This window comes from Edwardsiella piscicida (assembly GCF_001896205.1).
Classification (GTDB): domain Bacteria; phylum Pseudomonadota; class Gammaproteobacteria; order Enterobacterales; family Enterobacteriaceae; genus Edwardsiella; species Edwardsiella piscicida.
On the sequence record NZ_MPNU01000001.1, the window covers coordinates 144,633 to 164,435 of the forward strand.

A 19,803-nucleotide genomic window follows, 5' to 3' on the forward strand; every position below is an offset into this window, starting at 1 on the left:
GTTGACGCTCGATTTTAGAGGATTAGCGGGGCGGGGAGAAGCGTGGTAGCGGTTTTATATTAATTGTTCTACCATGGACAAAAGAATGGGCTTTAAGAAGAAGACGTATCAGTATGAGCCATCCTGCATTTATCATTACCATCGACACCGAAGGCGATAATCTGTGGCAAAACCACGATCGGATTACGACAGAGAATGCCCGCTATTTGCCTCGATTCCAGCAGCTGTGTGAGAAATATGGTTTTAAGCCGGTCTATCTGACCAATTATGAAATGGCCAGCGATCCGGTTTATGTTGAATTCGCCCAGGATGTGATCGCCCGGGGATGCGGTGAGGTAGGGATGCACCTGCATGCTTGGAATAGTCCGCCGGAGATCCCGCTGACGGATAATGACTGGGCCAATAAACCTTATCTAATTGAATATCCTGCTGAGGTAATCCAACAAAAAGTGGATTACATGACGCACCTGCTGGAGGATACCTTCCAGACAAAAATGGTGAGCCATCGCGCGGGTCGCTGGGCGATGAATGCCTTTTATTTGCAGCTGCTGTTGGCGCATGGTTATCAGGTCGATTGCTCGGTCACGCCGCGCGTTGATTGGCGTGGTGCCCGCGGTGCGCCGCAGGGAAACGGCGGTAGTGACTACAGCGGCTATCCGGATAACGCCTATTTTGTGGACGCCGATGATTTACGCCGTGAGGGCACCTCCACGCTGTTGGAAGTGCCGATGAGTACCCGGTTGAAGCATGCTCCGCTGTTTAATCACCTGCGCGGTGCCTATGATCGCCTACGGGGTAAGCGGCGTCCGGCGTCGGTTCAGTGGCTGCGTCCGCGCGGTGGCAACCTGCAGGAGATGCAGCGGGTAGCGGAGTATCACCTATCCCAAGGGCGTGATTATGTAGAGTTTATGCTGCACTCCTCTGAATTTATGCCCGGAGGAAGCCCGACATTTCGCAATGAGCAGGATATCGAGCGGCTGTATCACGATCTGGAGGCGTTGTTTGACTGGCTGGCGCCTCAGGTGACGGGGCAGACGCTGGCGGAGTATTATCAGATAAAACGTGGTCAGCGTCCGGCGATGTAATTTCGTTTGGGCGCATGCGAAGACGCTGTATTGCAGGGGGGGAGACGAATGTCTTCCCCCTTTGTTTTTTAACGAACGATAGGCGTTAGTCGTGCGGGCGGGGGGCGCCAGCGTGAGCAGACGTTGACATAGCGCCTGCGCGAGGTCGTTAAAACGTCGGCTGGCGGCGGCGTATTCGCGGGCGCCGTCGCTCAATTGTTGGTAGGTTTCCGGGTTGTTATAGAGATCTTCAATGCTATCCGCGAGCTGCTCGGGTGACAGGATTAACGGCGGGGTTAGTCGATCCTGCACCGGGTCGTAGACCAACGGTGAAAAATCGGTGGAGGCGGCGCTGATGTGGGCATACTGCTCGACCGAGAGCGTCGGGGTGAGGCAGAGACCGGTCTGCTGGTGGCGAACGGTTTCCGGCAGACCATCGATATTACTGGTGATCGTCGGGATCCCATAGGTTCCAGCCTCTAGCGCGGTGAGCGATGCGGTTTCATGCATGGAGGGGCAGATGTAGAGATCCAGCTTGGCGTAAAATGCCTCCATATCAGAGACAAAGCCTAATAATGTCGTTTCTTTTTCCACGCCAAGCGCCGTGCGTAGATGCTGTAGATAGTCCGCCTCCTTGCCTTCTCCCGCGATATAGCAATGATGCGGTATGCCACGCTGCTGTAGTACCTGGGACGTCAGCAGCAGCAGTCCGAGACACTTGAGCGGCACCCATCGTCCTGCGCTGCCAAAGATAATCGGTTGCCCGCGATGGCGCGCTGGCTTCGGCGTGGCGTGCGCCGGTAGGCTGCGTGGGGCATTTAGCTCCACGGCGATCGGCTGCGTGATATGGTGTTTAAGCTCCAGCATACGTTTGCAGGCGTGAGATACAGCCAGGCAATGCGTCACCTGGGCAAAGAAACGCTGCGGTAGCGTCGGCGTGTGCTGATACCATGACATGCCGTGCTCATAGTAGACGACCGGGCAGCGTAGGTAGCGTGCTGTTCGTGAGCCGGAGAGATGCCATTCCGTAAATTGGTTCCAGATCAATACAATATCCGGAGCAGAGTCCCGGATCAGCCGCAGTCGATTCCAGGCGCGAAAGAGCTTTGGGCGGTTGGGCAGGCTAAATGATCCACAGCGTTTAATCGTCTGGATGCTGACCTGCTGCAGGCCCTGTAGGCGTGGGCGCAGGGCGTTGGCAATACCGCTGTGCTCCATTATCAGCGTGTGTTGAATATGCGGATAGGCCTGCGTGGCATAGCGCAGAAAATCGCAAAACATGGTTTCAACGCCGCCCACTTTACGCAGGTCAATCAAGTGGATGAGACGGAATGTCTTAGCCTGGCTGTCAGTCATTTATTAAGTGAAATTAATTAATAATGACGCCATGCTATCATTAAAAAAATGAAGAGTCTCGCATGCTTTTTGGGGCACAAAATTATGTTTGTGGCAAAGTGAGCAATAATAATAGCCTGTGGAGATAGTGCGTCTCCCCCTCTGGATATATCCAAGAGGGGAAGCGATTATTGGTGCAGCGTCGCCTGGTAGAATTTAACCATCTCTTTGATCATATAATCAAAAGTCATATATTGCAGCGCGTGTTGATAGGCGTTTTCACGGAGCTGCGCGCGTAGCGGGGGTTGTTCAATCAGTCGACAGACGGCGTCCGCCAACGCCTTTGCATCATGGGGAGGGCAGAGCAGACCGGTTTGCTCGTGGGCGATCATTTCCGGCAGTCCCCCGGTCGTCGTTGCGACGACATTTTTCTTCATCAAAAAGGCTTGGGAAACTAAACGAGTCTGCGCCTCTGTAGCGACCGAGGCGACGACAACAATATCTGCAATAGCCAGATAGTTCTCAATATCATTATGGTAGCCGAGAAAACGGATCTGTTTATCGACATAGGGCTGTGCGAGCTCAAGAACCTGTCGTTTAAAGTCCGCGGTCTGGCTTGTGGCCTCGCCAACCTGGATGCAGGTGATTGGTACTCCTTTATCCAGCAGTTGCTTACATGCTTCCACATAATAGTTTTGCCCTTTATCAGGGCGGATCATCCCGATATTCGCGATAACCAGGCTATCGGCAGCGATGCCCAGACGGGCCCGTAGCTGCTGTGCATCGTGCTCGGGGGAGAAGCGCTGCGGATCGACGCCAGCGGGAGCAACCAGCGTTTTATCTTTATTCGGGATCCCCTGCGTCTCCAGCATCTCCTGGATTTTTTTTGCTGTAGTAATAATGCCGTGGTTACCATGGCGCCATACCAATCCATGGAGTCCGCTCATTTTTATTGGGTCGGTGACATGACGAGAGCGGATAACTTTGACACCGGTAAGCAGCTTGACCAATGCGCCATAGACGGCGTCCCGGCTTCCATGACAATCAAGAATATCGATGCGCTGAGCACGGATAAATTTTAATAATGGCGCCAATGTCTTGGGATGAACGGAACCTCGTACGCGAATCGCAAACGTTGGCAGATTTTTCTCCTGGGCTTTAGCCAGGATGGCCGAGCCTGGGCGGGCAATGATCCAGGTCGGATAGCCGTTTTGGTTTAGCCATTCAGCCTGCTCTACGATCCGTAGCTCTTGACCACCCCAGTCCATGGAGGTTTCAAAGTGGGCGATATTCATTATCTAAAAATTCCTAACTATTTTAATGAGATTTTCCTCAAAGGTTTTATCATCAAAGAGTTCTTTGGCTCGATGTCTCGAGTTTTTTTTGTAATCATCTACTCCATGAAGATAAATTTCAATTATTTTATCTGCTGCATCCTTGGGGCTTAATAAGCGCGGAGGGCCAATGGTATCATTTTCTGGATAGTAGATATCTTTTTGAAATGGTAGAGACATGCCTGTTTTTTTGCAATAGTCTTCCATGCTCAGCGTAGGCGAAATACAGAAGCCAGTATGTCCATTGCTAATTATTTCAGGCTGCCCATCAATATTTGCCGAAATGATAGGGATACCAAATGACATTGCTTCAATGCAGGACAAACTGCATGTTTCATGTGCAGATGTGCTTATGTAAACATCAATGTGCTTATAAAAATCGTTAAGATTATCGAGAAAACCAATTGTTTTTATTGATTTTTTTAAGTTTTTTTTGTCGATTAAGCTGGCTAAGGCCGATTCCTCCTCACCTGTTCCTGCAATAATAAAATTGAAGTTAAACCCTCGTAGGGCTGTCTCTTCTGCAATCAGGGGAAGTAATCCAAGTGCTTTTAATGGTGAGAAGCGTGCTGCGCAACCGATAGTAAAGGTTTTTTTCTTCTCGTCAGCGATGATGCTGTCTCGCGATTCAACACTAGTTCTGTTTAATATCACAGATATATCACAGCGATGCTCGAATTTATTTTCCAATATTTTTTTAGAAGCTTGTGATACGCAAATGCAGCCATCGATTCTTTTGAAAAAATCAATGGTCTTTTTGTTTTTTTCAACCTCCCATACAGCACCATGGTCATAATATATCGCTTTGATTGAGTCAGGTTTGTCTTCAAGGGAGACAATTTGATTCCAGATAACAACATGACTTGGGTTTATTTTTTTTATTTTATTCCAGAGCGCTTTTTTTCTTATAAATGATGGGATCTGGATAGCCGCTGACTGAATGGCTCGATTGCAGAAAATAATTGAATTAGCATGTTCATTAAATCGTTTGTTGAGGGAGTTAGCCGTGTTTATAATAACCCAGTTATGTTCTTTTCCATTAATAACATAGTCTAAAATAAGACGCTCAACGCCACCGAAATCGCGAAGATTAACCAAGTGAACAATGCTTTTTTCTGCCATGTTATACTTGCTCCGATGATATCTTGCTCATTGGGATAGCTAAGAATAGCGGTAGCCATAAAACTAGCCATATCTCGCGCGGATGATAAATATATAGATATCCTTGGGTTGATGAGAATATTAGCGAAATTAAAATAAATGCTATAGGATATCTATTTTCATTGAAGACTTTTATTGCCGCGAAGAAGATATTTAAAATATAAGAAAAAAACAGGATGACGCCAATGATGCCAGAATAGTAGAGCATGCTCATGAAGACACTGTGAGCATTATTGTAAGTAAAATTCCGAGGCTTGAAATAATGAGCGAATGTATCATTGTAGCCAAAGCCAAGCCATGGATGATGTTCGCTAACTTGTTGGATGGTATATAGCCAAGTAAAAATTCTTGGCGTAGGCGCGCCATTGACGGCGTCACGAGTAAAAATACTTGGATAGACAGTATGAATTAGAAATATAATTGCCAAAATAGTCACTAATGATATTATGGCTGATCTTTTGCTTTTTATAAAAAGCACCATGAGCGATATGGCTAAAGCAATGATTGGTGTTCTGCTCTGGCTTAATATCACGCCAGCTAATAAAATGATGCCAGCAATAACATATGGGGCTTTATTCTTTTCATGTTGATAGAGATAGCAGCAAAAGATTATTGCTAAGCATAGTATCCCCGCATAGTCTATGGTATTAGAGGGGCCGAGGATTGGATAGAATCTATCGTATAAGTTATACTTTGAATAAAAAAGAAAGCCATTTATTATAACAAATATAGAACATGTTGCCACATAGGACTTAAAGAGAATATTTTTGAAAAAAAGTGTGCCTCTCAGCTCATAAATTATAGATGAGAAGATGAAAATATATACGGCGTGCTGTATATAGCGCGATGTATCTTTGCTGTGATCAGACCAATATGTTGATATGGCGCTTAATAGAAGAAATGCACCAAGTAATAAACTTGTTTTATTAAATATGTTTTTCCTTTCGCGAATGCACCATGCGATAAATAATGCAAACGAAACATAATAAATATTGCTAACTATATTATTATCATCACTAATTGATAGTAGTGAAATAAATGCGCAAAATAATGCTGAAATATATATAGGTAGCTTATCTATGAAATTAGTTTTCATTTTTTAAGTACTCAACGACGGCTAACGATGGCAGAGCATCAAGAGAGTGTGTCGGTTCAATAATTTCCAGCTGGTTTTTCCCATACCCGCCGATAAGTCCCGGATCGGTGGGGCCATACAGGGTGATATTGGGGCGATCCAAGGCTGCCGCCAGATGGCTGAGGCCGGTATCGACAGAGATCACCTGGCTGGCGCCGGCTAATACGGTGGCGACGTCGGACAGCGCCATTTTAGGCAGAACGTCAACGTGGGGGAAGCCCTCCGCGAGACGCAGGGCGCGCTGATGCTCATGTTCGGCGCCCCAGGGCAGCTTGATTCGCTGCGTCGTATGGCGGCCAACCCAGGCAATCAGCTCACGCCAGTGCGCCTCTGGCCAGTGTTTCTCATCACGGGTGGTGGCATGCAGGAACACCATGTATTGGCCAGCATCCATGGGGAGCTGTTGGGTGAAATGACGGGCGATGGCGTAGTCGCCGCGCTGCGCAGGCAGGGGATAGCCCAGGCTCTGCGCAACCAGCTGGCGGGTTCTTTCCACCGCATGCTGATCGCGGGCAACGCGATGGCGCCGGTCGTAAAACAGGCTGGCCAGCGGCTCTCGGGCGCTGCGGCGATCGAATCCGTGACGGGTACCGAGGGCATTGTGGGTGACCAGCAGTGCACTTTTAAGCAGTCCCTGTGCGTCGATAACCGCATCATAGCGCTCCTGACGCAGCTGTTGCTTAAACGTGCGCCACTCCTGACGGGTTTGGGCGCTGAGCAGGTTTTTGCGCCAGCGCCGGATTGCGACCGGAATCACGCGATCGACCGCCGCGTGCCAAGAGGGGATCTGGGCAAAGCCCTCTTCGACCACCCAGTCTACGCAAAGTCCCGGTATCGCCTGCTGCGCATCGGTCAGCGCCGGCAGCGTGTGGATGACATCTCCCATGGAGGAGGTTTTGACCATCAGGATACGCACCCGCTCTCCTTCTCATCATGCAGCAACGCCTGCAGCGTCTGTTCAACCCGATCCGGCGTAATGTCGATCAGGCTCTGGTGGTATCCGGTTTCTCCCTCGCCGCGGCGGACCTTGTGGTAGCCGCTAATCAGCCGGATTACCCGGGCATGTTGGCTCAGCGGCGGAGTAAAGTCTGGGCTGCTTGGTCCGTACAGGGCAACCAGCGGTTTGTCGAGCGCGGCGGCGATGTGCATCAGCCCTGAGTCGTTGCTGACGATGGCCTGGCAGGCAGCGATCAGCGCGACGGCTTGATCCAGCGAGGTATGTCCAGCCAGATTCAGACAGTATTCGCGACTCTCTTCGTCCAGCGTCCGGCGGATCTCCTCACCGGCATCGGTGTCTTTGGCCGAGCCAAAGAGCGCGATCTGATACCCTTGTCCGATCAGACGCTGGGCCAGGGCGGCATAGTGGTAATGGGGCCAGCGTTTGGCCGGGCCAAACTCCGCACCGGGGCAAAAGCCGATCACCGGGCGGTGATCCGTCAGATTAAAGGCGGCGGCGGTTTCGGCGATCTCTTCGTCGCGTACCTGCAGCGCAGGCCACAGTAACGGCTGCGGCAGATCCGCGGCACGACGTATCTGCGTCGCTGGGTAAGCCAGCGCCGCGTAGCGTTCGACCATCAGTGGAAATGCCGACTTATCCAGCTGGCGCAGATCGTTCAGCAGGCCATAGCGCAGCTCCCCTTTCCAACCGGTGCGTACAGGGATGCGGGCAAAGAAGGGGATCAGCGCTGATTTAAAGGAGTTGGGCAGCACATAGGCCCGATCGTACTCCCGCTCCCGCAGCTGTCGACCCAGACGATAGCGTTCGCCCAGCCCCAGCGTACCGTGCCCCAGCGGCATAGGAATCGCCTGATGTACCTCCGGCATACGCTCCAGAAGCGGACGGCACCAGTTGGGTGCCATCACGTCGATTTCTGCCTCGGGATACGTCGCCTTCAGGGTGCGGTACAGGCTTTGTGACATCATCATGTCGCCTACCCACGACGGGCCGATAACCAGTATTTTCATACCGTGAGAAATTCCTTACTGTATTAGGGCTTACGGTTCAGCCATTCCATATATTCACGCACGCCCTGTGCCACGGTCTTAAACGGACGGCTGTAGCCGGCCGCGCGCAGCTGGGTGGTATCCGCCTGGGTGAAGGCCTGGTAGCGCCCTTTGAGTTTGTCCGGGAACGGAATATAGGTCACGCTACCTTTCTGGTGATACGCCACGACGGCGTCAGCGACGGCCTGGAAAGACTCGGCGTTGCCGGTGCCGCAGTTAAAGATCCCGGAGACGCCGTTTTCCCAAAACCACAGGTTAACGTCCGCAACATCGCCCACATAGATGAAGTCGCGTCTAAAGTTCTCGCTGCCTTCAAACAGTTTAGGCTGTTCTCCGTTGTTGATTTGGGTATTCAGATGGAAGGCAACGCTGGCCATACCGCCTTTATGACCTTCACGCGGGCCATAGACATTGAAATAGCGGAAGCCACAGATCTGAGACTCGGCATGGGGCAGGATGCGGCGCACATACTGGTCAAACAGGAATTTGGAGTAGCCATACACGTTCAGCGGACCTTCGTAGCGGCGATCCTCCACAAATTTGTCCGTCATGCCATAGGTTGCGGCGGAAGAGGCATACAGGAAAGGGATCTGACGCTCCAGGCAGAAGTGCAGCAGCTCTTTGGAGTACTGGTAGTTGTTATCCATGACGTACTTGCCATCCCACTCGGTGGTGGAAGAGCAGGCGCCTTCGTGGAATACCGCGTCGATATCGCCAAAGTCATCGCCAGCAACGATGCCGGCAATGAAATCCTCTTTGTCCATATAGTCGGTGATATCCAGGTCGACCAGGTTCACAAACTTTGTGCCGTCCTTGAGGTTATCAACCACCAGAATGTCGGTATAGCCTTTATCGTTCAGTGCCTTAACGATGTTGCTGCCGATCATACCGGCGCCGCCAGTGACAATAATCATGAGGTTTACCTTTCGATGAGCTAACGGGAGCGCTCGAATGCGCTACAGATGGCGTCATCATAGCATTTCATGGCGCAGCAAGCAGCGTCGGGGGCGCAGTTGTTAACCAAAAAGCGTGCGCGAGACGGCGTACGCCCGCGGGATGGACGTACTTTGTGACGTATTCTCACTTGCCGCGCGCCATGACGTGATAGATGCTGCATTTCTAGCATTATAAAGGTTGCAAACTCGTTTCAATACTGTTTCAGCAGTAAGATGTCCTCGCGAACCCGGAACCTAGGAGAGAACCCATGTCTGCGGATTTTTACCAGCAGCTGGCGCAGCAGCTCGTTGCGACGCGTGCTGAAGGGCTGTACAAGAACGAACGGATCATCACCTCCGCCCAGCAGGCGGAGATTGCCGTGGCTGACGGTAGCCGCGTACTGAACTTTTGCGCCAATAACTACCTTGGGCTGGCCGATCATCCGGCGCTGATCGCGGCCGCCAAGGCGGGGATGGACTCACACGGTTTCGGTATGGCCTCGGTGCGCTTCATCTGCGGCACCCAGGACAGCCATAAGGCGCTAGAGCAGCAGCTGGCGGACTTTCTCGGCATGGAGGATGCCATACTTTACTCCTCCTGCTTTGATGCTAACGGCGGACTGTTTGAAACGCTGCTGGGGCCGGAGGATGCCATTATTTCCGATGCACTGAATCACGCGTCGATCATCGACGGAGTTCGCCTGTGCAAGGCGCGGCGCTACCGCTATGCCAATAATGATATGGCCGAGCTAAAGGCGCGTCTGGAGCTGGCTCGGGCCGAGGGCGCTCGCCATATCATGATCGCTACCGACGGGGTGTTCTCCATGGATGGCGTGATCGCCGATCTGAGGTCGATTTGCGATCTGGCGGATGAGTATGATGCCCTGGTGATGGTGGACGACTCGCACGCCGTCGGGTTTGTCGGTGCCCATGGGCGGGGAACGCCGGAGTACTGCGGCGTGATGGGGCGCGTCGATATTATTACCGGCACCCTGGGCAAGGCTCTGGGCGGCGCCTCCGGCGGCTATACCGCGGCCCGTAAAGAGGTGGTCGAATGGCTGCGTCAGCGTTCGCGCCCGTACCTGTTCTCCAACTCGCTGGCGCCGGCCATCGTCGCCGCCTCGTCTCAGGTGCTGACCCTGCTGGCTCAGGGGGACGATTTGCGCGCTCGCCTATGGGATAACGCCCGCCTGTTCCGTGAAAAGATGACCGCCGCCGGTTTTACCTTGGCCGGCGCCGATCACGCCATTATTCCGGTGATGCTGGGGGAGGCGAAGCTGGCGCAGCGCTTCGCCGATCTGCTGCTGCAGGAGGGGATCTATGTGACCGGGTTCTTCTATCCGGTGGTGCCGCAGGGACAGGCCCGTATTCGCACCCAGATGTCGGCAGCCCATACGCCTGCGCAGATTGAACAGGCCGTAGCCGCCTTTATTCGCGTTGGTAAACAGCTTGGCGTCATTGCTTAGGGGACTGCTATGAAAGCCTTATCCAAACTGAAAGCCGAAGAGGGTATCTGGATGACCGATGTGCCGCTGCCGGCGCTGGGTCACAACGATATCATGATCAAAATCCGTAAGACGGCGATCTGCGGGACGGATGTTCATATCTATAACTGGGACGCGTGGTCGCAGAAGACCATTCCGGTACCGATGGTGGTCGGGCATGAGTACGTGGGTGAGGTGGTAGCCGTCGGCCAGGAGGTCAGCGGCTTTAGCATTGGCGACCGCGTCTCCGGTGAAGGTCACATCACCTGTGGACACTGTCGTAACTGCCGCGCCGGGCGTACCCATCTGTGCCGTAATACCATCGGCGTTGGCGTTAACCGCCAAGGGGCCTTTGCCGAATATCTGGTGATCCCTGCCTTCAATGCGTTCAAGATCCCCGACAATATTCCCGATACGCTGGCGGCGATTTTCGACCCGTTCGGTAACGCGGTGCATACGGCGCTCTCGTTCGATCTGGTCGGGGAGGATGTGCTGGTCTCCGGGGCGGGACCGATCGGCATCATGGCCGCGGCGGTCTGTCGCCACGTTGGGGCACGCCACGTGGTGATCACCGATGTGAATGACTATCGTCTGGATCTGGCGCGTAAGATGGGCGTGACGCGGGCGGTCAACGTTAGTCGGGAGTCGCTGCCGGAGGTGATGCAGGCGCTGGGGATGAGCGAAGGGTTTGACGTCGGGCTGGAGATGTCCGGTGCGCCGCCGGCCTTCCGGACGATGCTGGATACCATGAACCACGGCGGCAAGATCGCCATGCTGGGTATTCCGCCGGGCGATATGGCTATCGACTGGAACCAGGTGATTTTTAAGGGGCTGTTGATTAAAGGGATCTATGGGCGTGAGATGTTTGAAACCTGGTACAAGATGGCGGCGCTGATCCAATCCGGTCTCGATCTGACGCCGATCATCACCCATCAATACGCGATCGATGATTTTCAGAAGGGATTTGACGCGATGCGCTCGGGGCATTCCGGCAAGGTGATCCTGAACTGGTCGTGAGTCCATGGGGTCGCGTCTGAATCATTACGCCCGCGTTATGCGGGCGTAATGCGTTTTAGCCCCGCTGCAGGGAGAGCAGTAGCCGATCCATAGCGCGGTAGCTCAGGGCCTCGGCCAGATGGCGGCGTGCAATGTCATCGCATCCTTCCAGATCCGCCAGCGTACGTGCGACTTTCAGCAGCCGATGCCAAGCGCGTACCGATAGCGCCAGGCGCGTGAGCGCCTGCTCCAGATAGAGGGCATCGTCCGGCGCCAGCCGGCAGTCGCGATCGCGGGCGGCACCCTCCAGATGCGCATTGAGCCGGCCGCCGCGGGCGTACTGCCGCGCCCGAGCGGCGCACACGCGTCGGCGCAGAGTCGCACTGTCTTCGCCATCCGCCCGCTGGCGAGCCAGCAGTCCCGGTGACAGCGGCGGCACATCAATCGACAGATCGAAGCGGTCAAGCAGGGGGCCGGACAGCCGGGAGAGGTATCTTAGTACCTGCTGTGGCGCCGCCCGGCGATCGCGTCCGTCAGCGTGGCCACCGCTGCTGGGGTTCATGGCTGCCACCAGCTGTACTCGGGCGGGAAAGCTGACCTTTATCCTGGCGCGAGACAGGTGGACGACGCCGGACTCCAGCGGTTCGCGCAGGGCGTCCAGGGTTCGTCGATCGAATTCGGCCAGCTCGTCAAGAAACAGGACGCCGTGATGGGCCAGCGAGATCTCGCCGGGCTTCGGCAGCGGCCCCCGCCGATCAGCGCGGCCATGGAGGCGCTGTGGTGTGGCGCGCGAAAGGGGCGCACGCCATAGCGCGGCGGCATTGCGCCCGGGTAGGCTAGGCTGCTGATGGCCGCCTGCTCTAGCGCCTCATCCGGGGTCATCGGCGGCAGCAGGCCCGGCAGGCGACAGGCCAGCATGGTTTTACCGGTGCCCGGCGGCCCGATCAGCAGTAGATTATGTCCACCGGCGGCGGCGATCTCCAGCGCCCGTCGCGCCTGCGCCTGACCGATAATGTCGGTCATATCGCCGGCGCCCGCGCAGTCGCTCGTCATCTCGCCGGCCGGCGCGGTCTCTAGGGATGCCTGGCCGCTCAGAAAGGCGCAGACGGCCAGCAGCGACGGCGCGACAGGGGGACGAGGGGCTGCCAGCAGCCCGAGCTCCGCCGCGTTATCACTGGGCGCTATTAGGGTGCGCTTCGCGCGGGCGGCGCTCAGCGCGGCGGGCAGCGCCCCCTGTACTGAACGCAGATCGCCGGACAGGGCCAGCTCGCCGATAAATTCATAGTCGCCAACGGATACGCGTGGGGCCAGCTGTTCGGACGCCAGCAGCAGCGCCAGCGCCATCGGCAGATCGTAGCGCCCCCCTTCCTTAGGCAGATCGGCGGGTGCCAGGTTCAGCGTAATGCGCTTCGGCGGGAACTGAAATCCGCTGTTCAACATGGCGCAGCGCACCCGATCTTTGGCTTCGCGTACGGCTGTTTCCGGCAGGCCCACCAGGGTAAAGCCCGGTAGGCCGTTGCCGATATGCGCCTCAATGCGGACTTCGGGGGCTTGAATACCCAGGGCGGCGCGCGTGTATACAGTGGCCAGAGTCATGATGGTCTCTCCCTTCGGCATGTCATCATGGCGCAAGCGTTGCGCGGGGAAAGGGGACAGCGTTAGGGATGCGGAGGCGTACGCGGAAAGGCTGGGGTTATGCAATAATTATTAACATATTAACAACAAATGTAACTCGTCGGCGATTTACCCAGCAGAAAGGCTAGGGGTATTTTAACAAAAGTTATACAAAAGGCTGACGTCCTGCCAACAATATAGATAACCATCCAGGCTAAGGGCGTAAAAGCAGTCTTCTTACCCTACACCCTACCCAAAGGTAACATATTATGCTTGGTTGGTCTGCGCAGCAGCGTAACGTGGCGATTGCCAGCTTTTTAAGCTGGACGCTGGATTCATTCGATTTTTTCATTCTGGTCTTCCTGCTTAGCGATATCGCCCGTACGTTTCACGTCGGGGTGGAGCAGGTCACGCTGGCCATTCTGCTAACGCTGGCGGTACGCCCGATCGGGGCGCTAATTTTTGGTCGGGCGGCGGAGAAGTATGGGCGGCGCCCCATTTTGATGCTGAATATTATCTGCTTCTCCCTGTTTGAACTGCTCTCTGCCGCGGCGTCCTCGCTGCTGATTTTCCTGCTGCTACGGGCGCTGTACGGCGTCGCGATGGGGGGAATTTGGGGTGTCGCATCATCATTGACCATGGAAACCATCCCCGATCGCTCACGTGGGCTGATGTCCGGTATTTTTCAGGCTGGCTACCCGTTTGGCTATTTGCTGGCGGCGGTGATCTATGGATTATGTGCCCAGACGCTGGGCTGGCGCGGTATGTTTATCGTTGGCGCCGTGCCGATTGTTTTACTGCCCTTCATCTACTTTTATGTCCCTGAGTCGCCGGTCTGGCTGGCGGCGCGTGCGCAGCATCAGAGCGTCGCGCTGCTGCCGGTGCTGAGGCGCCACTGGACGCTGTGCGTTTACCTGGTCGCGCTGATGGCGGCGTTTAATTTCTTTAGCCATGGCACTCAGGATCTCTATCCTACCTTTCTTCGCGTGCAGCATGGTTTCTCTACCAATGTCATCAGTATCATTGCTGTTGCCTACAATATTGCGTCCATTATTGGGGGCGTGTTCTTCGGTATCCTGTCGGAGCGGATCGGTCGTAAACGCGCCATCATGCTGGCGGCGCTGCTGGCGCTGCCGGTGATCCCGCTGTGGGCCTTTTCCAGCGGTTCGCTGATGCTGGGCGTCGGTGCTTTTTTGATGCAGTTTATGGTGCAGGGAGCATGGGGCGTGATCCCGACCTATTTGAACGAGCTGGTGCCGGCCAATGCCCGCGCGGTATTGCCGGGCTTTGTCTACCAACTGGGTAATCTGATTGCGTCAGTGAATGCAACGATGCAAGCGTCGATCGCCGCCGATCATGGGCAAAACTATGCGCTGGCGATGGCCATCACGGCGGCCTGCGTCGCGCTCACGATCGTGGCGCTGATCGCCTTTGGCCGGGATACGCGCGGTGTGTCGATGGCAGAGAAAATTCCACGTCAGGATAAGTCTATAAAAATTAGCTAACTCAATGCGTTGCTCGATATTGCGCCAGGGATGGTGCAATTCATATGCAAAAAAAGGGTTGTCAGCGTACAAAAAACTGTGATACCTCTGTAAGCATCGTGTGACAAAACAACAGATTTCACTGTTTATGAGCCTATTCGTCCAAGTGATTAGCCTAGTCGTGATTAGCGTGGTGGTGATTATTATCCCACCGTGCGGGGCTGCACTTGGACGAAGAAGGGCTTAGAAATCAAGCCAAAATCAGAAAAGAGCCTCCGCACCATCCGGTCCGGGGGCTTTTTTTTACGCTGCGGCCGGCGGAGGCAGGGATAGCTTGGATCAGAATAAAATTCTGAAAAATAGGACAGGGTCGGGGAATTAATCATGAATGGAGCGCAGTGGGTAGTACAAGCGTTACGTGCGCAGGGAGTGAACCAGGTTTTCGGTTATCCGGGCGGTGCGATTATGCCGCTGTACGATGCGCTGTATGACGGCGGCGTAGCCCATTTGCTGTGCCGACACGAGCAGGGCGCGGTGATGGCGGCGATTGGCTATGCCCGCGCCAGCGGCCGCGTTGGTGTCTGTATCGCAACCTCTGGCCCCGGCGCCACCAACCTGATCACCGGCCTGGCCGATGCCATGATGGACTCGGTGCCGCTGGTGGCGATCACCGGACAGGTCGCTTCGGCGCTGATTGGCACCGACGCGTTTCAAGAGATGGATGTGCTGGGGCTGTCGCTGGCCTGCACCAAACACAGCTTTATGGTGACGTCGCTGGCCGAGCTGCCGGAGGTGATGGATCGCGCGTTTGCCATTGCGATGCAGGGGCGTCCGGGGCCGGTGCTGATCGATATTCCTAAAGATATTCAGCTGGCGCAGGGAGAGCTGGCGACGCCGCTGTGCAGCGTAGCGTCGGCGCAGGCACCCTGCCAGCCCGCGGCGTTGGCGCAGGCGCGTGCCATGCTGGCACAGGCGCAGCGACCGGTGCTGTACGTGGGGGGCGGCGTAGGGATGGCCGATGCGGTGCCGGCGCTGCGCTCGCTGGTGTCGCGCAGCGGGATGCCGGTTGCCGCGACCCTAAAGGGGCTGGGCGCCGCCGATGATCGTCACCCCGCTTACCTGGGGATGCTGGGAATGCACGGCTGCAAGGCGGCTAATCTGGCGGTGCAGCAGTGCGATTTGCTGATTGCCGTCGGTGCCCGCTTTGACGATCGCGTTACCGGCCGCCTCGATGCCTTTGCGCCGCAGGCGCAGGTGATCCATCTGGATATCGATCCGGCGGAGCTGGGCAAGCTGCGCCAGGCGCACGTGTCGCTGTGCGGCGATCTGAACCCGCTGCTGTCGGCGCTGACCATGCCGCTGGATATCGCCCCATGGCTACAGCAGGTGGCGGCGCTCAAGGCGCAGCATGCCTGGCGCTATGACCATCCCGGCGAGGCGATCTATGCACCGCTGTTTTTGCATCAGCTCTCTGAGCGTAAGCCGCCGCAGGCGGTGGTCACCACCGATGTCGGACAGCACCAGATGTGGAGCGCCCAACATATGCAATTTTCCCTGCCGCAGGATTTTATTACCTCCAGCGGGCTGGGGACCATGGGGTTCGGCATCCCGGCCGCGGTCGGCGCACAGGTCGCTCGCCCTGACGACTGCGTGATCTGCGTCTCCGGCGATGGCTCTTTCATGATGAACGTTCAGGAACTGGGCACCATCAAGCGGGCCAGGCTACCGCTGAAAATCGTGCTGTTGGATAACCAGCGTCTGGGGATGGTGCGCCAGTGGCAGCAGCTGTTCTTTGACGCCCGCTACAGCGAAACCGATCTCTCCGATAATCCGGATTTTTTAACCCTGGCGCAGGCGTTTGATATCCCGGGGCAGCGCATCAGCTGCAAGGCGCAGGTGGCCGGGGCGCTGGAGGCCCTGTTTAGCACCCCGGGTCCTTATCTGCTGCAGGTCGCTATCGACGAATTTGAAAATGTCTGGCCGCTGGTGCCGCCGGGCGCAGGCAACGAATCTATGCTGGAGAACGTATCATGATGCAGAGTCCTTCCTTCCAACACCATCTGGCTATTCAGGCTCGTCGCCGTCCGGAGATCCTGGAGCGGGTCCTGCGCGTGGTGCGCCATCGAGGCTTTGAGATCCACGCCATGAACATGGCTCAGGACGGCGACTGCGATAGCGTCAGTATTGAGCTGACGGTGGCCAGTACGCGGCCGGTCACGCTGCTGTCGTCTCAGTTGAGTAAGCTGCTGGACGTCGCGCGGGTTGACGTCAGCGCCTCGCGATCGCTGCGCATGCTGCCCCGCCGTCAGGCGCTGGGCTGAGTGATTTTCCCCGTTATCGAATCAGGCGCAGGTCGCCAAAAGGAATAAATCAATGACCACCAAGAAAGCGGATTATATCTGGTTTAACGGCGACATGGTGCCCTGGGGCGAGGCCCGAGTACACGTGATGTCTCACGCCCTGCACTACGGCACCTCGGTTTTTGAGGGGGTGCGTTGCTACGACACCCACCGCGGTCCGGCGGTATTCCGCCACCGTGAACATATGCAGCGTCTGCATGATTCGGCGCGGATTTACCGTATGCCGCTGGCCTACAGCGTTGACGAATTGATGGCCGCCTGTCGTGAAACCCTGCGCCGGAATCAGCTGTCGAGCGCCTATATCCGCCCGCTGGTCTTTATCGGCGACGTCGGAATGGGCGTGAATCCACCCGCGGGCTATAGCACGGATGTGATCCTCGCTGCTTTCCCCTGGGGAGCCTATCTGGGGGAGGAGGCGCTGGAGCAAGGCATCGATGCCATGGTCTCCTCTTGGCATCGGGCCGCGCCCAATACCATCCCAACCGCGGCCAAGGCCGGGGGAAACTATCTTTCTTCGCTGCTGGTGGGATCAGAGGCGCGGCGCCACGGTTATCAGGAGGGCATTGCGCTGGATGTCCACGGCTATGTATCTGAGGGCGCCGGTGAAAACCTGTTTATGGTGAAAAACGGGGTGATCTTCACGCCGCCCTTTACCTCCGCCGCCCTGCCGGGGATCACCCGCGATGCGATCATCACCCTGGCGCAGGCGCAGGGGCTAGAGGTCCGGGAGCAGGTGCTGTCACGCGAGGCGCTGTACCTGGCCGATGAAATCTTCATGTCGGGCACCGCGGCCGAAATCACGCCGGTGCGCAGCGTGGACGGGATCCAGGTCGGGATTGGCCGCTGTGGCCCTATCACCAAGCGGGTACAGCAGGCCTTTTTTGGCCTGTTCAACGGTCAGACTGAGGACCGCTTTGGCTGGCTGGATCCGGTGAATCCGTAAGCCTGCAGCGACGGTAGCCTGAGCCGATGGGGCGCCGGGAGCGCGGCGCCCGTTCATTGATTTTCCCGCGCAGTGCGGGTAACGCAGGGAGTGAATTGTGCATGCCTAAGTATCGTTCTGCCACGACTACCCATGGCCGTAATATGGCCGGTGCCCGCGCGCTGTGGCGCGCGACCGGAATGACCGACGCGGATTTCGGCAAGCCGATCATTGCCGTGGTGAACTCGTTTACCCAGTTTGTGCCGGGCCATGTGCATCTGCGCGATTTGGGCCGGCTGGTCGCCGCACAGATCGAGGCCGCCGGCGGCGTAGCGAAAGAGTTTAATACCATCGCCGTGGATGACGGTATCGCCATGGGGCACGGCGGCATGCTCTATTCGCTGCCCTCGCGGGAGCTTATCGCCGACTCCGTTGAGTATATGGTCAATGCCCACTGCGCCGATGCCATGGTCTGCATATCCAACTGCGACAAGATAACGCCGGGGATGATGATGGCGGCGCTGCGCCTGAATATCCCGGTGATTTTTGTCTCTGGGGGCCCGATGGAGGCCGGTAAAACCAAGCTCTCTGATCGGTTGATTAAGCTGGATCTGGTCGATGCGATGATCCAGGGTGCCAATCCGCAGGTCAGCGATGCACAGAGTGAACAGATCGAGCGCGCCGCCTGCCCAACCTGCGGCTCCTGCTCTGGGATGTTTACCGCGAACTCCATGAACTGCCTGACCGAGGCGCTGGGGCTGGCGCTGCCGGGCAACGGTTCTCTGCTGGCGACCCATGCCGATCGCCGGGCGCTGTTCGAGGAGGCGGGGCGGCGTATCGTCGCTCTGACCCACCGCTACTATGAGCAGGATGATGCGTCGGCGCTGCCGCGCAGCATCGCCGGCAAGGCGGCCTTTGAGAATGCCATGACGCTGGATATTGCCATGGGGGGATCGACCAATACGGTGCTGCATCTGCTGGCCGCGGCGCAGGAGGGGGAGATCGACTTTACCCTGGCGGACATCGATCGCCTGTCGCGCCAGGTGCCACACCTGTGCAAGGTCGCGCCCAGCACGCCGGATTACCATATGGAGGACGTACACCGCGCGGGCGGCGTAATGGGGCTCCTGGGTGAGCTGGATCGCGCGGGGCTGCTCAATCGGGGCGTTGTTAACGTTCTGGGGCTGGATCTGAATGAAACTCTGGCGCGCTACGACATCATGCGCAGCGACGATGAGGCGCTGCGACGTCTGTATAGCGCCGGGCCTGCCGGGCTGCGTACCGTGGAGCCTTTTTCGCAGTCCTGCCGCTGGGATGCGCTGGATAGGGACCGGCAGCATGGCTGTATCCGCGCGCGTGAGCATGCCTATAGCCAGGATGGGGGGCTGGCGGTGCTCTCGGGCAACCTGGCGCAGGATGGCTGCATCGTCAAGACCGCCGGCGTTGATCCCGAGAGCCTGATCTTCCGCGGCCCGGCCCGGGTATTTGAAAGCCAAGAGGGGGCCGTCGAGGCGATACTCGGCGGACGGATCCAGCCTGGCGACGTGCTGGTGATCCGCTATGAAGGCCCCAAGGGCGGGCCGGGGATGCAGGAGATGCTCTATCCTACCGCCTATCTCAAGTCGATGGGGCTGGGCAAGCAGTGCGCCCTGATCACCGACGGGCGCTTTTCCGGCGGAACCTCCGGTCTGTCCATCGGGCATGTCTCGCCGGAGGCCGCCAGCGGCGGCGCCATTGCGCTGGTGCGCGACGGCGATCCGATCGAGATCGATATTCCGGCGCGTCATATCCGCATAGCCATTGCCGAAAGCGAGCTGGCGCTGCGTCGCCAGCAGGAGCAGGCGCGCGGCGCACAGGCGTGGACCCCGCGCGACCGGCGTCGTGCGGTCTCGCTGGCCCTGCGTGCCTACGCCAGCCTGGCGACCAGCGCCGACCGCGGCGCGGTGCGCGATAGAGCGAAGCTGGGAGGCTAACG

15 protein-coding genes and 2 pseudogenes are annotated in these 19,803 nt (G+C 56.7%); 9 read left to right on the forward strand and 8 right to left on the reverse strand.

What is annotated here, in order from left to right; translation table 11 throughout:
• The first annotated feature begins 113 nt into the window (after positions 1-113).
• Positions 114-1,085, forward strand: a complete 972-nt coding sequence (locus BRD58_RS00690) for a polysaccharide deacetylase family protein (RefSeq protein WP_015460663.1) — start codon at positions 114-116, stop codon at positions 1,083-1,085.
• A gap of 396 nt (positions 1,086-1,481) precedes the next feature.
• On the opposite strand, the pseudogene BRD58_RS00695 reads toward BRD58_RS00690, so the two are convergent.
• From BRD58_RS00695 to rfaD, 7 genes and pseudogenes are all read right to left on the reverse strand, one after another.
• Positions 1,482-2,420 (reverse strand): annotated as a pseudogene (locus tag BRD58_RS00695) (glycosyltransferase); the annotation flags it as partial.
• A 167-nt stretch (positions 2,421-2,587) separates the two neighbouring features.
• Positions 2,588-3,694 (reverse strand): glycosyltransferase family 4 protein, encoded by a 1,107-nt coding sequence (locus BRD58_RS00700; RefSeq protein ID WP_012846959.1) that lies wholly within the window; start codon positions 3,692-3,694, stop codon positions 2,588-2,590.
• Positions 3,695-3,697: 3 nt separating this feature from the next.
• Entirely contained in the window at positions 3,698-4,855 is a 1,158-nt protein-coding gene (locus BRD58_RS00705) for a glycosyltransferase (protein ID WP_012846960.1), read from the reverse strand.
• 1 nt (position 4,856) lies between these two features.
• Entirely contained in the window at positions 4,857-5,990 is a 1,134-nt protein-coding gene (locus BRD58_RS00710) for an O-antigen ligase family protein (protein WP_015460666.1), read from the reverse strand.
• Positions 5,980-6,945 (reverse strand): lipopolysaccharide heptosyltransferase RfaC, encoded by a 966-nt coding sequence (gene rfaC, locus BRD58_RS00715; protein WP_012846962.1) that lies wholly within the window; start codon positions 6,943-6,945, stop codon positions 5,980-5,982. Before rfaC ends, BRD58_RS00710 begins: the two co-directional genes overlap by 11 nt.
• The gene (gene rfaF / locus BRD58_RS00720; protein WP_012846963.1) at positions 6,933-7,994 is read right to left on the reverse strand and encodes an ADP-heptose--LPS heptosyltransferase RfaF; all 1,062 of its coding nucleotides are present in this window, start codon (positions 7,992-7,994) and stop codon (positions 6,933-6,935) included. The genes rfaC and rfaF overlap by 13 nt, the downstream gene beginning before the upstream one ends.
• 23 nt (positions 7,995-8,017) lie before the next feature.
• The gene (gene rfaD / locus BRD58_RS00725) at positions 8,018-8,947 is read right to left on the reverse strand and encodes an ADP-glyceromanno-heptose 6-epimerase (protein WP_012846964.1); all 930 of its coding nucleotides are present in this window, start codon (positions 8,945-8,947) and stop codon (positions 8,018-8,020) included.
• Between the two features lie 290 nt (positions 8,948-9,237).
• Here rfaD and BRD58_RS00730 point away from each other — a divergent pair, with 290 nt between their 5' ends.
• On the forward strand, positions 9,238-10,434 hold the full coding sequence (locus BRD58_RS00730; protein ID WP_012846965.1) for a glycine C-acetyltransferase: 1,197 nt from the start codon (positions 9,238-9,240) through the stop codon (positions 10,432-10,434).
• Between the two features lie 9 nt (positions 10,435-10,443).
• Positions 10,444-11,469 (forward strand): L-threonine 3-dehydrogenase, encoded by a 1,026-nt coding sequence (gene tdh, locus BRD58_RS00735; RefSeq protein WP_073381382.1) that lies wholly within the window; start codon positions 10,444-10,446, stop codon positions 11,467-11,469.
• Positions 11,470-11,524: 55 nt separating this feature from the next.
• Here the strand turns inward: tdh and BRD58_RS00740 are convergent.
• Positions 11,525-13,044: pseudogene (locus tag BRD58_RS00740) on the reverse strand (YifB family Mg chelatase-like AAA ATPase).
• A gap of 287 nt (positions 13,045-13,331) precedes the next feature.
• Here BRD58_RS00740 and BRD58_RS00745 point away from each other — a divergent pair.
• The 6 genes from BRD58_RS00745 to ilvD all read left to right on the forward strand — a co-directional run bounded on the left by BRD58_RS00745 (position 13,332) and on the right by ilvD (position 19,801).
• Positions 13,332-14,567, forward strand: coding sequence for an MFS transporter (locus BRD58_RS00745; RefSeq protein ID WP_073381385.1), 1,236 nt, complete (start codon positions 13,332-13,334; stop codon positions 14,565-14,567).
• 127 nt (positions 14,568-14,694) lie between these two features.
• Positions 14,695-14,793 (forward strand): ilv operon leader peptide, encoded by a 99-nt coding sequence (ilvL, locus tag BRD58_RS00750; RefSeq protein WP_071818493.1) that lies wholly within the window; start codon positions 14,695-14,697, stop codon positions 14,791-14,793.
• A gap of 137 nt (positions 14,794-14,930) precedes the next feature.
• A complete protein-coding gene (gene ilvG, locus BRD58_RS00755) occupies positions 14,931-16,580 on the forward strand; it encodes an acetolactate synthase 2 catalytic subunit (protein ID WP_073381389.1) in 1,650 nt (549 codons plus the stop codon).
• A complete protein-coding gene (gene ilvM, locus BRD58_RS00760) occupies positions 16,577-16,867 on the forward strand; it encodes an acetolactate synthase 2 small subunit (protein WP_073381391.1) in 291 nt (96 codons plus the stop codon). Before ilvG ends, ilvM begins: the two co-directional genes overlap by 4 nt.
• 52 nt (positions 16,868-16,919) lie before the next feature.
• A complete protein-coding gene (locus BRD58_RS00765) occupies positions 16,920-17,849 on the forward strand; it encodes a branched-chain amino acid transaminase (RefSeq protein WP_012846971.1) in 930 nt (309 codons plus the stop codon).
• A gap of 101 nt (positions 17,850-17,950) precedes the next feature.
• The gene (gene ilvD / locus BRD58_RS00770) at positions 17,951-19,801 is read left to right on the forward strand and encodes a dihydroxy-acid dehydratase (protein ID WP_012846972.1); all 1,851 of its coding nucleotides are present in this window, start codon (positions 17,951-17,953) and stop codon (positions 19,799-19,801) included.
• The last annotated feature ends 2 nt before the right edge of the window (positions 19,802-19,803 follow it).

What these genes read in the sequence shown, in the direction of transcription:
- BRD58_RS00690 (WP_015460663.1), top strand. Translation starts at nt 114, where the DNA reads ATGAGCCATCCTGCATTTATCATTACCATCGACACCGAAGGCGATAAT.
- BRD58_RS00700 (WP_012846959.1), bottom strand. Translation starts at nt 3,694, where the DNA reads ATGAATATCGCCCACTTTGAAACCTCCATGGACTGGGGTGGTCAAGAG.
- BRD58_RS00705 (WP_012846960.1), bottom strand. Translation starts at nt 4,855, where the DNA reads ATGGCAGAAAAAAGCATTGTTCACTTGGTTAATCTTCGCGATTTCGGT.
- BRD58_RS00710 (WP_015460666.1), bottom strand. Translation starts at nt 5,990, where the DNA reads ATGAAAACTAATTTCATAGATAAGCTACCTATATATATTTCAGCATTA.
- rfaF (WP_012846963.1), bottom strand. Translation starts at nt 7,994, where the DNA reads ATGAAAATACTGGTTATCGGCCCGTCGTGGGTAGGCGACATGATGATG.
- rfaD (WP_012846964.1), bottom strand. Translation starts at nt 8,947, where the DNA reads ATGATTATTGTCACTGGCGGCGCCGGTATGATCGGCAGCAACATCGTT.
- BRD58_RS00730 (WP_012846965.1), top strand. Translation starts at nt 9,238, where the DNA reads ATGTCTGCGGATTTTTACCAGCAGCTGGCGCAGCAGCTCGTTGCGACG.
- tdh (WP_073381382.1), top strand. Translation starts at nt 10,444, where the DNA reads ATGAAAGCCTTATCCAAACTGAAAGCCGAAGAGGGTATCTGGATGACC.
- BRD58_RS00745 (WP_073381385.1), top strand. Translation starts at nt 13,332, where the DNA reads ATGCTTGGTTGGTCTGCGCAGCAGCGTAACGTGGCGATTGCCAGCTTT.
- ilvL (WP_071818493.1), top strand. Translation starts at nt 14,695, where the DNA reads ATGAGCCTATTCGTCCAAGTGATTAGCCTAGTCGTGATTAGCGTGGTG.
- ilvG (WP_073381389.1), top strand. Translation starts at nt 14,931, where the DNA reads ATGAATGGAGCGCAGTGGGTAGTACAAGCGTTACGTGCGCAGGGAGTG.
- ilvM (WP_073381391.1), top strand. Translation starts at nt 16,577, where the DNA reads ATGATGCAGAGTCCTTCCTTCCAACACCATCTGGCTATTCAGGCTCGT.
- BRD58_RS00765 (WP_012846971.1), top strand. Translation starts at nt 16,920, where the DNA reads ATGACCACCAAGAAAGCGGATTATATCTGGTTTAACGGCGACATGGTG.
- ilvD (WP_012846972.1), top strand. Translation starts at nt 17,951, where the DNA reads ATGCCTAAGTATCGTTCTGCCACGACTACCCATGGCCGTAATATGGCC.